This is a genomic window from Escherichia sp. MOD1-EC6162, assembly GCF_002965125.1.
GTDB classification, from domain to species: Bacteria; Pseudomonadota; Gammaproteobacteria; order Enterobacterales; family Enterobacteriaceae; genus Escherichia; species Escherichia marmotae.
Genome location: NZ_PTSB01000017.1, coordinates 15,321 through 28,858 on the forward strand (window position 1 = coordinate 15,321; position 13,538 = coordinate 28,858).

Sequence of the window (13,538 nt, forward strand, 5' to 3'; positions counted from 1 at the left end):
TACTCGTTAATATACTTCCAGCGGCCAATGAACATAACTCTGCCATTGGCTTTCTTGCTCGATAATCTCTTTACCCAGCGGATGTTGGGCTAACCACCCTTGCGGCAGCGTCAAGGTCAACTGTTCATGGCTGGCCTGTAATTGAATCTTCGGCACTAAATCGTCACGGCGACGGCTGGCAAAAATGATGGCCAGGCGCAGTAAACGACAGAGTTGTTCCGCAACGCGCGGAGGGACGGCATTTTGTTGATGCAGCGATGAGAGATCGACCGGATTAGTTTGGTTGAGCAACAGCGTCGCCAGCAGCTTTTTCTGCGCGGGAGTAAAACCAGGAAGATCCAGGTTTCGCACCAGATAAGCAGCATGTTGCGGCGCTTGTTTGAAATCAACGCTCAGGCCAATTTCATGAAGTTGACAGGCACTGATTAGCAAATCGCGGCTAATTGCTTCAAGATGCCATGCATTTTCCACCTGATCGAAGAAGTTAGCCGCAACGCTGGCTACGCGCTGTGCCTGATCGATATCGATCATAAAGCGGCGCTGAATATTACGCAGCGTACGGCTGCGAATATCCTGCTCGACGGCCAGATGTAACATGCCGTAAACCAGGCCTTCACGCAGTGCGCCGCCAGCCAGCGTCATACACTGAATATTCAGTTCGGTAAAAATGGCTATCAGGATCGCCAGACCACTCGGGAATACTAACGCGCGTTCCAGCGTCAGCCCGTCGATCTCCAGCTCCTCCAGCCGACCGCAATGAATGGCGCGCTGTTTCAGTTGTTGCAACTTTTCCAGGGTAATGCGTTCATCCATTCCCTGCGCCATCATGATTTCTTGCAAGGCCTGCACGGTTCCGGAAGCGCCAACGCACACTTTCCAGCCGTGATAACGCAATTCATCGGCAACCGGACGTAACACTTCGCGTGCCGCTTTTTCTGCGGCATCAAAATTTTCCTGCCCCAGATTACGATCGGCAAAATAGCGTTCCAGCCAGGTGACGCAGCCCATCGACAGACTGAACAGAGAGGTGGTTTGTGCACCCGTGCCGGTTACCAGTTCAGTACTGGCTCCCCCGATATCCACCACCAGGCGCTGATCGGCTCCACCGGTAGTGTGAGCAACGCCCTGATAAATCAGACGAGCTTCCTCTTCACCGCTGATCACCTGCACCGGACAACCAAGAATTTCCTGCGCTTTGGCAATAAAATCACCAGCGTTGACAGCAAGACGTAACGTCGCCGTAGCAACAACGCGAATTTGCGAAGGAGGGATATCTTGCAGACGTTCAGCAAACAGGCGCAGGCATTGCCAGCCGCGCTCCATTGCTTCATTAGACAGGGCATTTTCGCTGTTCAGACCAGCAGCCAGACGTACTTTGCGTTTAATTCGCGTCAGCGTCTGGATACTACCAGCCACCTCGCGCACAACCAGCATATGAAAACTATTCGAACCGAGATCAATGGCTGCATAAAGCGACGAGGTGGAACTCATACTCTTCATCCTTCAATCTGTCTCTGCGTTGGCTGTGTTCTTTCACCCGAATCACTTACTACAGTAAGCTCATCGGGATTCATTCTCTTGCCATCTTGATGCAGTTTGAATGATTTTGAGTATGACATTATTTATTTAACCTGAACGACGACGATTACGTGGAGCGCCTGTACGACGCGGACCGTTGCCTGTGCGCGGGCGCGTCAAGCGTAGCGGTTTTGGCAGATCGGTCATCAATGCGTCCGGATTGTATTTGCTTACCGGAATAGAATGACCAATATAGGTCTCAATGGCAGGCAAATTCAATGCATACTCTTCACACGCCAGGCTGATGGAATGACCACTTGCACCAGCGCGGCCAGTACGGCCGATACGGTGAACGTAATCTTCACAGTCATCGGGTAAATCGTAGTTAAAGACGTGGGTTACGGCCGGAATATGCAAACCACGTGCGGCTACGTCGGTGGCAACCAGAATATCCAGATCGCCACGGGTAAATTCATCAAGAATACGCAGACGTTTTTTCTGCGCCACATCGCCCGTCAACAGCCCGACACGATGACCATCTGCCGCCAGGTGACCCCAGATCTCTTCGCAACGATGTTTGGTGTTGGCGAAAATAATCGCTCTGTCTGGCCACTCTTCTTCGATCAGCGTTTGCAGCAAACGCATTTTTTCTTCGTTAGAAGGGTAGAAAAGCTCTTCTTTAATGCGGTGGCCCGTTTTCTGTTCCGGTTCCACTTCGATGTATTCGGCGTTATTCATCTGCTCGAACGCCAGTTCACGTACCCGGTACGAAAGCGTGGCGGAGAACAGCATGTTGAGGCGCTGATTTGCTGGCGGCATACGGCGAAACAGCCAGCGAATATCTTTAATAAAGCCCAGATCGTACATACGATCGGCTTCGTCCAGCACCACGACCTGAATAGCGCCAAGGTTAATGTGATTCTGTTTGGCGTAGTCGATTAAACGACCCGTGGTGCCAATCAGGATGTCAACGCCGCTTTCCAGCACTTTTAGCTGTTTGTCGTAGCCGTCGCCGCCATAAGCCAGGCCCAGCTTCAGACCGGTAGCTTGCGCCAGCGGCTCCGCGTCGGCGTGGATCTGCACGGCAAGTTCACGCGTCGGTGCCATAATTAAGGCACGTGGCTGGTTCACCTTGCGATCGGCAATGGTGGGATGAGAGAGAAGGTAATGAAACGTTGACGTCAGGAACGCCATCGTTTTCCCAGTACCGGTTTGCGCCTGCCCGGCTACGTCACGACCTTCCAGCGTTAGCGGAAGGGCCAGTGCCTGAATGGGCGTACAGTTATGAAACCCTTTTTTTTCAAGGGCTTCTACAACTTTCGGATGCAGGGCGAAGTCGGAAAACTTCTGTTCTGTTAAATGTGTTTTGCTCATAGTGTGATAGAATATCAGCTTACTATTGCTTTACGAAAGCGTATCCGGTGAAATAAAGTCAACCTTTAGTTGGTTAATGTTACACCAACAACGAAACCAACACGCCAGGCTTATTCCTGTGGAGTTATATATGAGCGATAAAATTATTCACCTGACTGACGACAGTTTTGATACGGATGTACTCAAAGCGGACGGGGCGATCCTCGTCGATTTCTGGGCAGAGTGGTGCGGTCCGTGCAAAATGATCGCCCCGATTCTGGATGAAATCGCTGACGAATATCAGGGTAAACTGACCGTTGCAAAACTGAACATCGATCAAAACCCTGGCACTGCGCCGAAATATGGCATCCGTGGTATCCCGACTCTGTTGCTGTTCAAAAACGGTGAAGTCGCGGCAACCAAAGTGGGTGCACTGTCCAAAGGTCAGTTGAAAGAGTTCCTCGACGCCAACCTGGCATAAGGGAACGTCATGTTCGGGTGCCCCGTCGCTAAAAACTGGACGCCCGGCGTGAGCCATGCTAACTTAATGTTGACTTCGTATTAAACTTACCTTATTAAGTTTGAATCTTGTAATATCCAACGCTTCCCGTTTTTATCTAATGCGAAGTGAACAGATTTCTGGTTTGTCACTCAATCCGTCTTGTCGTTTCAGTTCTGCGTACTCTCCTGTGACCAGACAGCGAAAAGACATGAGTCGATGACCGTAAACAGGCATGGATGATCCTGCCATACCATTCACAACATTAAGTTCGAGATTTACCCCAAGTTTAAGAACTCACACCACTATGAATCTTACCGAATTAAAGAATACGCCGGTTTCTGAGCTGATCACTCTCGGCGAAAATATGGGGCTGGAAAATCTGGCCCGTATGCGTAAGCAGGACATTATTTTTGCCATCCTGAAGCAGCACGCAAAGAGTGGCGAAGATATCTTTGGTGATGGCGTACTGGAGATATTGCAGGATGGATTTGGTTTCCTCCGTTCCGCAGACAGCTCCTACCTCGCCGGTCCTGATGACATCTACGTTTCTCCCAGCCAAATCCGCCGTTTCAACCTCCGCACTGGTGATACCATCTCTGGTAAGATTCGCCCGCCGAAAGAAGGTGAACGCTATTTTGCGCTGCTGAAAGTTAATGAAGTTAACTTCGACAAACCTGAAAACGCTCGCAACAAAATCCTCTTTGAGAACTTAACCCCGCTGCACGCAAACTCTCGTCTGCGTATGGAACGTGGTAACGGTTCTACTGAAGATTTGACCGCACGCGTGCTGGATCTGGCTTCACCAATCGGGCGTGGCCAACGTGGTCTGATTGTGGCACCGCCGAAAGCGGGTAAAACCATGCTGCTGCAGAACATCGCCCAGAGCATTGCTTACAACCACCCAGACTGTGTGCTGATGGTTCTGCTGATCGACGAACGTCCGGAAGAAGTAACCGAGATGCAGCGTCTGGTTAAAGGTGAAGTTGTCGCTTCTACCTTCGACGAACCGGCATCTCGCCACGTTCAGGTTGCGGAAATGGTGATCGAGAAGGCAAAACGCCTGGTTGAGCACAAGAAAGACGTTATCATTCTGCTCGACTCCATCACCCGTCTGGCGCGCGCCTACAACACTGTTGTTCCTGCGTCTGGTAAAGTGCTGACCGGTGGTGTGGATGCTAACGCACTGCACCGTCCGAAACGCTTCTTCGGTGCGGCGCGTAACGTAGAAGAGGGCGGCAGCCTGACCATCATCGCGACGGCGTTGATCGACACCGGTTCCAAAATGGACGAAGTTATCTACGAAGAGTTTAAAGGTACAGGTAACATGGAACTGCACCTTTCTCGTAAGATCGCAGAAAAACGCGTCTTCCCGGCTATCGACTACAACCGTTCCGGTACGCGTAAAGAAGAGTTGCTCACCACTCAGGAAGAGCTACAGAAAATGTGGATCCTGCGCAAAATCATTCACCCGATGGGCGAAATCGATGCAATGGAATTCCTCATTAATAAACTGGCAATGACCAAGACCAATGACGATTTCTTCGATATGATGAAACGTTCATAAATTTGTCTTATGCCAAAAACGCCACGTGTTTACGTGGCGTTTTGCTTTTATATCTGTAATCTTAGCGGCATGCCTGTGATAGTGGGAAAATTCCTGGTTATTGCGGGTATTTTATACAATTTTTATGGTGGGTGATTAATTTTTGCACAGGGCTGATAGGCTCAGAAAGGAGTTTCCCTTCTGAATAAAGGTCTTCGTGGGTATACTTCTGCTAATAATTTTCTCTGAGAGCATGCATTGTGAATTTACTGACAGTGAGTACTGATCTCATCAGTATTTTTTTATTCACGACACTGTTTCTGTTTTTTGCCCGTAAGGTGGCAAAAAAAGTCGGTTTAGTGGATAAACCTAACTTCCGCAAACGTCACCAGGGATTGATACCGCTCGTTGGGGGTATTTCAGTTTTCGCAGGGATTTGCTTTACGTTCGGAATTGTTGATTACTACATTCCGCATGCAGCTCTCTACCTCGCCTGTGCGGGCGTCCTGGTGTTCATCGGCGCACTGGATGACCGTTTCGATATTAGTGTAAAAATCCGTGCCACCATACAGGCTGCTGTTGGCATCGTTATGATGGTGTTTGGCAAACTTTATCTCAGTAGCCTGGGCTATATTTTTGGCTCCTGGGAGATGGTGCTTGGGCCGTTTGGTTATTTCCTGACGCTGTTTGCCGTCTGGGCGGCAATTAATGCTTTCAACATGGTTGATGGCATTGATGGTCTGCTGGGTGGGTTGTCTTGCGTCTCGTTTGCGGCAATTGGCATGATTTTGTGGTTCGACGGGCAAACCAGCCTCGCTATCTGGTGCTTTGCGATGATCGCCGCCATCCTGCCATACATCATGCTCAACCTCGGTATTCTGGGGCGTCGCTACAAAGTGTTTATGGGCGATGCGGGCAGTACATTGATTGGTTTTACCGTAATCTGGATCCTGCTTGAAACTACTCAGGGCAAAACACATCCGATTAGCCCGGTGACTGCATTATGGATTATCGCTATTCCGCTGATGGATATGGTGGCGATTATGTATCGTCGCCTGCGTAAAGGCATGAGTCCATTCTCGCCTGATCGCCAGCATATTCATCATTTGATCATGCGTGCCGGCTTTACTTCTCGTCAGGCATTTGTGCTGATTACCCTTGCTGCTGCACTGCTTGCTTCCATTGGCGTACTGGCAGAATATTCTCATTTTGTCCCTGAATGGGTCATGCTGGTGCTCTTTTTGCTAGCATTCTTCCTCTATGGCTATTGCATTAAGCGCGCCTGGAAGGTTGCTCGCTTTATTAAGCGTGTGAAACGCCGACTGCGCAGAAATCGTGGTGGCAGCCCCAACTTAACCAAATAAACGAGGATGTAATGACGCAACCAATGCCTGGGAAACCAGCCGAAAATGCTGAAAATGAACTGGATATTCGTGGGTTGTTTCGTACCTTGTGGGCTGGGAAGCTGTGGATTGTTGGCATGGGGCTGGCGTTTGCGTTAATTGCGCTGGCGTATACATTTTTCGCCCGTCAGGAGTGGAGCGCGACGGCGATTACCGATCGTCCAACGGTCAATATGCTGGGCGGATACTACTCGCAACAGCAGTTTCTACGTAACCTGGATGCTCGTTCGAACATGGCTTCTGCCGATCAACCATCGGTCATGGACGAAGCCTATAAAGAGTTTGTTATGCAACTGGCGTCGTGGGACACCCGCCGCGATTTCTGGTTGCAGACCGACTATTACAAACAGCGGATGGTTGGCAACAGCAAAGCCGATGCGGCTCTGCTGGATGAAATGATCAACAACATCCAGTTTATTCCCGGTGATTTCACCCGAGCGATCAACGATAACGTTAAATTGATTGCTGAAACTGCCCCCGATGCCAATAATCTGCTGCGTCAATATGTCGCATTCGCCAGTCAGCGCGCGGCCAGCCATCTGAATGATGAGCTGAAAGGTGCATGGGCAGCGCGCACTATCCAAATGAAAGCCCAGGTGAAGCGTCAGGAAGAAGTCGCGAAAGCGATCTACGACCGCCGGGTAAACAGCATTGAGCAGGCACTCAAAATCGCTGAGCAACATAATATCTCTCGCAGCGCGACAGATGTCCCGGCGGATGAATTGCCTGATTCAGAAATGTTTTTGTTGGGGCGCCCGATGCTGCAGGCGCGATTAGAAAATTTACAGGCCGTCGGCCCGGCCTTTGATCTCGACTATGATCAGAATCGGGCCATGTTAAACACCCTTAATGTTGGTCCAACCCTGGATCCGCGTTTTCAGACCTATCGCTATTTGCGTACACCGGAAGAACCGGTAAAACGCGATAGCCCACGCCGTGCCTTCCTGATGATTATGTGGGGCATTGTCGGGGGGCTGATCGGGGCTGGTGTCGCATTAACCCGCCGTTGCTCGAAATAGCAACACAGTTGCGGTGAGCACAAAGGCGCTCGCCGCTTATTCAAAGAGAATCGATGTGAAAGTACTGACTGTATTTGGTACGCGCCCGGAAGCCATCAAGATGGCGCCGTTGGTGCATGCGTTGGCAAAAGATCCTTTTTTTGAGGCTAAAGTTTGCGTCACTGCGCAGCATCGGGAGATGCTCGATCAGGTGCTGAAACTCTTTTCCATTGTACCTGACTACGATCTCAACATAATGCAGCCAGGACAGGGACTGACAGAGATAACCTGTCGAATTCTTGAGGGATTAAAACCTATTCTTGCCGAGTTCAAACCAGACGTTGTACTGGTACACGGCGATACCACCACGACGCTGGCCACCAGTCTGGCGGCGTTTTATCAGCGCATTCCTGTTGGTCACGTTGAGGCCGGGCTACGCACGGGCGATCTTTACTCGCCGTGGCCGGAAGAAGCTAACCGCACGCTGACCGGTCATCTGGCAATGTACCATTTCTCCCCAACTGAGACCTCACGGCAAAACCTGCTACGTGAAAACGTCGCTGATAGCCGAATCTTCATTACCGGCAATACAGTTATCGACGCTTTGTTGTGGGTGCGCGATCAAGTGATGAGCAGCGAGATGCTGCGTTCAGAACTGGCGGCAAATTACCCGTTTATCGACCCTGATAAGAAGATGATTCTGGTGACCGGTCACAGGCGTGAAAGCTTCGGTCGTGGCTTTGAGGAGATTTGCCATGCGCTGGCAGAAATAGCCACCACTCATCAGGACATCCAGATTGTTTATCCGGTACATCTCAACCCGAATGTCAGAGAACCGGTTAGTCGCATTCTGGGGCACGTAAAAAACGTCATTCTGATTGATCCCCAGGAGTATTTACCGTTTGTCTGGCTGATGAATCACGCATGGTTGATTTTGACTGACTCTGGCGGTATTCAGGAAGAAGCGCCTTCGCTGGGTAAACCGGTGCTGGTGATGCGTGACACCACCGAGCGCCCGGAAGCTGTTACCGCTGGAACGGTGCGTCTGGTGGGGACGGATAAACAACGGATCGTTGAGGAAGTGACACGTCTTCTCAACGACGACAACGAATATCAAATGATGAGCCGCGCCCATAACCCCTATGGTGATGGTCAGGCATGCTCTCGCATTCTGGAAGCGTTAAAAAATAATCGGATATCACTATGAGTTTTGCGACCATTTCTGTCATCGGACTGGGTTACATTGGGCTGCCGACAGCCGCTGCGTTTGCCTCACGGCAAAAACAGGTGATTGGTGTCGATATCAACCAACAAACGGTTGATACTATCAATCGTGGCGAAATCCATATCGTCGAGCCTGATTTGGCGAGTGTAGTAAAAACTGCCGTAGAAGGTGGCTTTTTGCGAGCGAGCACAACGCCCGTTGAGGCTGATGCCTGGCTGATTGCGGTACCAACGCCGTTTAAAGGCGATCATGAGCCGGATATGGCTTACGTCGAATCGGCTGCCCGCTCCATTGCGCCAGTGCTGAAAAAAGGTGCGCTGGTGATCCTTGAGTCCACCTCTCCGGTGGGTTCAACCGAGAAAATGGCAGAATGGTTAGCAGAAATGCGTCCGGACCTGACTTTCCCGCAGCAGGTGGGCGAACAGGCCGACGTGAATATTGCCTATTGCCCGGAACGCGTGTTACCGGGGCAGGTGATGGTCGAGCTGATTAAAAATGACCGTGTAATAGGTGGCATGACACCGGTTTGCTCGGCGCGCGCCAGTGAACTGTACAAAATTTTCCTCGAAGGTGAGTGTGTTGTCACTAACTCCCGGACGGCGGAAATGTGTAAGCTCACCGAAAATAGCTTCCGCGATGTGAATATCGCGTTTGCTAACGAACTGTCGCTGATTTGCGCCGGGCAGGGAATTAACGTCTGGGAGCTGATTCGTCTGGCGAATCGCCACCCTCGCGTCAATATTCTTCAGCCAGGCCCTGGCGTGGGCGGTCACTGTATTGCCGTTGATCCGTGGTTTATCGTAGCGCAGAACCCGCAGCAGGCGCGGCTTATCCGTACAGCCAGGGAAGTGAACGATCACAAACCTTTTTGGGTAATTGATCAGGTGAAAGCGGCGGTTGCCGATTGCCTGGCCGCTACCGATAAACGCGCCAGCGAAGTGAAAATTGCCTGCTTTGGGCTAGCATTTAAACCGAATATTGATGACCTGCGCGAAAGCCCGGCGATGGAAATCGCTGAACTGATCGCCCAGTGGCATAGCGGCGAGACGCTGGTCGTTGAACCGAACATTCACCAGTTGCCGAAAAAACTGGCCGGGCTTTGCACGCTGGCGCAGCTTGACGAAGCGCTGGCGACGGCAGACGTGCTGGTGATGTTGGTCGATCACAGTCAGTTCAAAGCCATCAGCGGCGATCATGTTAAGCAGCAGTATGTAGTCGATACCAAAGGGGTCTGGCGCTGATGAGAAAGATTCTGGTGACAGGCGGTGCCGGATTTATTGGCTCGGCGCTGGTGCGTTATATCATCAACGAAACAAGTGATGCGGTGGTGGTGGTCGATAAATTGACCTACGCCGGAAACCTGATGTCGCTGGCATCGGTCACGCAGAGCGATCGCTTTGCCTTTGAGAAAGTTGATATCTGCGATCGGGCAGCGTTGGAACGCGTTTTTATCGAACATCAGCCCGACTGTGTGATGCATCTGGCGGCAGAAAGCCATGTTGACCGTTCTATCGATGGTCCGGCGGCGTTTATCGAAACCAACATTGTGGGGACTTACACACTGCTTGAAGCGGCGCGGGCTTACTGGAATACGCTGGTGGAAGATAAAAAATTGGCCTTTCGTTTCCATCATATCTCCACCGACGAAGTGTACGGCGACCTGCACTCTACGGATGATTTCTTCACCGAAACTACGCCGTATGCGCCGAGCAGCCCTTATTCCGCGTCGAAAGCCAGCAGCGACCATCTGGTGCGCGCTTGGCTGCGTACCTACGGTCTGCCGACACTTATCACCAACTGCTCGAATAACTACGGCCCTTACCATTTTCCGGAAAAACTGATCCCGTTGATGATACTCAACGCGCTGGCGGGTAAACCGCTGCCGGTATATGGCAACGGGCAGCAAATCCGTGACTGGTTGTATGTTGAAGATCATGCCCGCGCGCTGTACTGCGTGGTGACCACCGGTAAAGTCGGTGAAACGTATAATATTGGTGGCCATAACGAGCGCAAGAATCTCGATGTCGTGGAAACCATTTGTGAACTGTTGGAAGAACTGGCTCCGGATAAACCGCACGGCGTGGCGCACTATCGTGACCTGATCACCTTTGTCGCTGACCGCCCGGGGCATGATTTACGTTATGCCATTGATGCCACGAAAATTGCTCGTGAACTTGGCTGGCTGCCGCAGGAAACCTTTGAAAGCGGGATGCGCAAAACGGTGCGGTGGTATTTGGCTAATGAAAGCTGGTGGAAGCGGGTGCAGGACGGCAGTTATCAGGGTGAGCGTTTAGGTCTGAAAGGCTAATTTTCAGCGGAGGAAAACATGAAAGGTATTATCCTGGCGGGCGGTTCCGGTACACGATTGCATCCGATTACGCGCGGCGTGTCGAAGCAACTGTTGCCGATCTACGATAAGCCAATGATTTACTACCCGCTGTCGGTGCTGATGCTGGCCGGTATCCGCGAAATTCTCATCATCACCACGCCGGAAGATAAAGGTTATTTCCAACGCCTGCTGGGCGATGGTAGCGAATTCGGTATCCATCTGGAATATGCCGAACAGCCCAGCCCGGACGGTCTGGCGCAGGCATTTATCATCGGTGAAACTTTCCTCAACGGCGAGCCTTCTTGTCTGGTGCTGGGAGATAATATTTTCTTCGGCCAGGGCTTCAGTCCGAAGCTGCGCCATGTTGCGGCGCGCACTGAAGGGGCCACGATTTTTGGCTATCAGGTGATGGACCCGGAACGCTTTGGTGTGGTGGAGTTTGACGACAATTTCCGTGCTATCTCGCTGGAAGAAAAGCCAAAACAGCCGAAATCAAACTGGGCGGTGACCGGACTTTATTTCTACGACAGCAAAGTGGTGGAGTACGCCAAACAAGTTAAACCTTCGGAGCGTGGCGAGCTGGAGATTACCTCCATCAACCAGATGTATCTGGAGGCAGGTAACCTGACCGTTGAACTTCTCGGGCGCGGGTTTGCCTGGTTGGACACTGGTACTCACGATAGCCTGATTGAAGCCAGCACTTTTGTGCAGACGGTGGAAAAACGCCAGGGTTTTAAGATTGCCTGCCTGGAAGAGATTGCCTGGCGCAACGGCTGGCTCGATGACGAAGGTGTGAAGCGTGCAGCCAGTTCATTAACGAAAACTGGCTACGGTCAATATCTGCTGGAGTTACTCCGTGCCCGTCCGCGCCAGTATTGAGCCACTCACCTGGGAAAATGCCTTCTTTGGTGTTAATAGCGCCATCGTGCGTATTAACCCTGACGCGCCACTCCTGACACCAGATGCCTTAGCGCCGTGGTCACGGGTGCAGGCCAAAATAGTCGCATCAAATATCGGTGAACTGGATGCCCTACAACAGTTGGGATTCTCACTGGTAGAAGGTGAAGTTGATTTGGCGCTACCCGTGACCAGAGCCAGTGATAGCGGCGCAGAAGTGGCACAAGAGACAGATATTCCAGTACTACGTCAGTTAGCGAGTGAGGCATTTGCGCAAAGCCGTTTTCGTGCACCGTGGTATGCGCCTGAAGCCAGTGGGCGCTTTTATGCGCAGTGGATTGAAAACGCCGTGCACGGCACCTTTGATCATCAATGTCTGATCTTACGCACGCCATCCGGCGATATTCGTGGCTATGTCTCTTTACGTGAGCTCAATGCGACAGACGTGCGTATTGGCCTGCTGGCAGGACGCGGTGCAGGTGCAGAGCTGATGCAAACGGCGCTAAACTGGGCGTATGCTCGCGGTAAAACAACATTGCGGGTGGCGACCCAGATGGGCAACACCGCCGCGCTTAAACGATACATAAAAAGTGGTGCAAATGTAGAAAGCACCGCGTACTGGTTATACAGGTGATCACATGATTCCATTTAACGCACCGCCGGTGGTGGGAACCGAACTCGATTATATGCAGTCGGCAATGGGTAGCGGCAAACTGTGTGGCGATGGTGGTTTTACCCGTCGCTGCCAGCAGTGGCTGGAGCAACGTTTTGGCAGCGCCAAAGCGCTGTTGACGCCGTCCTGCACCGCTTCTCTGGAGATGGCGGCGCTGTTGTTGGATATCCAGCCTGGCGATGAAGTGATCATGCCGAGTTATACCTTTGTCTCCACCGCCAACGCCTTCGTGCTGCGTGGAGCGAAAATCGTTTTTGTGGATGTTCGCCCGGACACTATGAACATCGACGAAACGCTGATTGAAGCGGCGATCACCGACAAAACGCGCGTTATCGTGCCGGTGCATTACGCGGGCGTGGCCTGTGAAATGGACACCATTATGGCGTTGGCGAAAAAATATAACCTGTTTGTGGTGGAAGATGCCGCTCAGGGGGTGATGTCCACTTACAAAGGGCGTGCGCTGGGAACCATTGGTCATATTGGCTGCTTTAGCTTCCATGAAACCAAAAACTACACCGCGGGTGGTGAAGGCGGCGCTACGTTGATTAATGATAAAAAATTGATTGAGCGCGCCGAGATCATCCGTGAAAAAGGCACTAATCGTAGCCAGTTCTTCCGTGGTCAGGTGGATAAATACACCTGGCGCGATATCGGCTCCAGCTATTTGATGTCCGATCTGCAAGCCGCATATCTGTGGGCGCAACTGGAAGCAGCGGATCGTATCAACCAGCAGCGTCTGGCGCTGTGGCAAAACTATTACGATGCACTGGCACCACTGGCGAAAACCGGGCGTATCGAACTACCGTCGATTCCGGATAGCTGCGTGCAGAACGCGCATATGTTCTACATTAAGCTGCGTGATATTGATGACCGGAATGCGTTGATTAACTTCCTGAAAGAAGCAGAAATCATGGCGGTGTTCCATTACATTCCGCTGCACGCAAGCCCGGCGGGTGAACGGTTTGGTGAGTTCCACGGTGAAGATCGCTACACCACCAAAGAGAGCGAGCGCTTACTGCGTCTGCCGCTGTTCTACAATCTGTCGCCCGTCAATCAACGCACGGTAATTGCGACCTTGCTGAACTACTTCTCCTGAT

General features: G+C 51.6%; 13 protein-coding genes. 11 read left to right on the forward strand and 2 right to left on the reverse strand.

What is annotated here, in order from left to right:
- Positions 1 to 6: 6 nt before the first annotated feature.
- Together gppA and rhlB are read right to left on the reverse strand one after the other, a co-directional pair.
- A complete protein-coding gene (gene gppA / locus A9587_RS14915; protein WP_001517408.1) occupies positions 7 to 1,491 on the reverse strand; it encodes a guanosine-5'-triphosphate,3'-diphosphate diphosphatase in 1,485 nt (494 codons plus the stop codon).
- Positions 1,492 to 1,626: 135 nt separating this feature from the next.
- Positions 1,627 to 2,892 (reverse strand): ATP-dependent RNA helicase RhlB, encoded by a 1,266-nt coding sequence (gene rhlB, locus A9587_RS14925; RefSeq protein ID WP_000047512.1) that lies wholly within the window; start codon positions 2,890 to 2,892, stop codon positions 1,627 to 1,629.
- A 130-nt stretch (positions 2,893 to 3,022) separates the two neighbouring features.
- On the opposite strand from rhlB, the gene trxA reads away from it, so the two are divergent.
- The 11 genes from trxA (at position 3,023) to rffA (ending at position 13,537) form a co-directional block, all read left to right on the forward strand.
- Complete coding sequence (trxA, locus tag A9587_RS14930) at positions 3,023 to 3,352, forward strand: thioredoxin TrxA (protein WP_001280776.1); 330 nt, start codon at positions 3,023 to 3,025, stop codon at positions 3,350 to 3,352.
- A gap of 139 nt (positions 3,353 to 3,491) precedes the next feature.
- Positions 3,492 to 3,593: a rho operon leader peptide RhoL gene (gene rhoL, locus A9587_RS14935; protein WP_001445787.1), complete on the forward strand. Its 102-nt coding sequence runs from the start codon at positions 3,492 to 3,494 to the stop codon at positions 3,591 to 3,593.
- Positions 3,594 to 3,677: 84 nt separating this feature from the next.
- Positions 3,678 to 4,937: a transcription termination factor Rho gene (rho, locus tag A9587_RS14940; RefSeq protein ID WP_001517407.1), complete on the forward strand. Its 1,260-nt coding sequence runs from the start codon at positions 3,678 to 3,680 to the stop codon at positions 4,935 to 4,937.
- 239 nt (positions 4,938 to 5,176) lie between these two features.
- Positions 5,177 to 6,280 carry a UDP-N-acetylglucosamine--undecaprenyl-phosphate N-acetylglucosaminephosphotransferase gene (wecA, locus tag A9587_RS14950; protein ID WP_001050950.1) on the forward strand — a complete coding sequence of 368 codons (1,104 nt, stop codon included), beginning with the start codon at positions 5,177 to 5,179 and terminating at the stop codon, positions 6,278 to 6,280.
- An 11-nt stretch (positions 6,281 to 6,291) separates the two neighbouring features.
- Positions 6,292 to 7,338, forward strand: a complete 1,047-nt coding sequence (wzzE, locus tag A9587_RS14955; protein ID WP_001517405.1) for an ECA polysaccharide chain length modulation protein — start codon at positions 6,292 to 6,294, stop codon at positions 7,336 to 7,338.
- Positions 7,339 to 7,393: 55 nt separating this feature from the next.
- Entirely contained in the window at positions 7,394 to 8,524 is a 1,131-nt protein-coding gene (gene wecB, locus A9587_RS14960) for a non-hydrolyzing UDP-N-acetylglucosamine 2-epimerase (protein ID WP_001517404.1), read from the forward strand.
- Complete coding sequence (gene wecC / locus A9587_RS14965; RefSeq protein WP_000006637.1) at positions 8,521 to 9,783, forward strand: UDP-N-acetyl-D-mannosamine dehydrogenase; 1,263 nt, start codon at positions 8,521 to 8,523, stop codon at positions 9,781 to 9,783. The genes wecB and wecC overlap by 4 nt, the downstream gene beginning before the upstream one ends.
- A complete protein-coding gene (gene rffG, locus A9587_RS14970) occupies positions 9,783 to 10,850 on the forward strand; it encodes a dTDP-glucose 4,6-dehydratase (RefSeq protein ID WP_001517403.1) in 1,068 nt (355 codons plus the stop codon). The genes wecC and rffG overlap by 1 nt, the downstream gene beginning before the upstream one ends.
- Before the next feature lie 18 nt (positions 10,851 to 10,868).
- Entirely contained in the window at positions 10,869 to 11,750 is an 882-nt protein-coding gene (gene rfbA, locus A9587_RS14975; protein WP_001517402.1) for a glucose-1-phosphate thymidylyltransferase RfbA, read from the forward strand.
- Positions 11,728 to 12,402 (forward strand): dTDP-4-amino-4,6-dideoxy-D-galactose acyltransferase, encoded by a 675-nt coding sequence (gene rffC, locus A9587_RS14980; RefSeq protein WP_001517401.1) that lies wholly within the window; start codon positions 11,728 to 11,730, stop codon positions 12,400 to 12,402. Before rfbA ends, rffC begins: the two co-directional genes overlap by 23 nt.
- Positions 12,403 to 12,406: 4 nt before the next feature.
- Positions 12,407 to 13,537, forward strand: a complete 1,131-nt coding sequence (gene rffA / locus A9587_RS14985; RefSeq protein WP_000612024.1) for a dTDP-4-amino-4,6-dideoxygalactose transaminase — start codon at positions 12,407 to 12,409, stop codon at positions 13,535 to 13,537.
- Position 13,538: the final 1 nt, after the last annotated feature.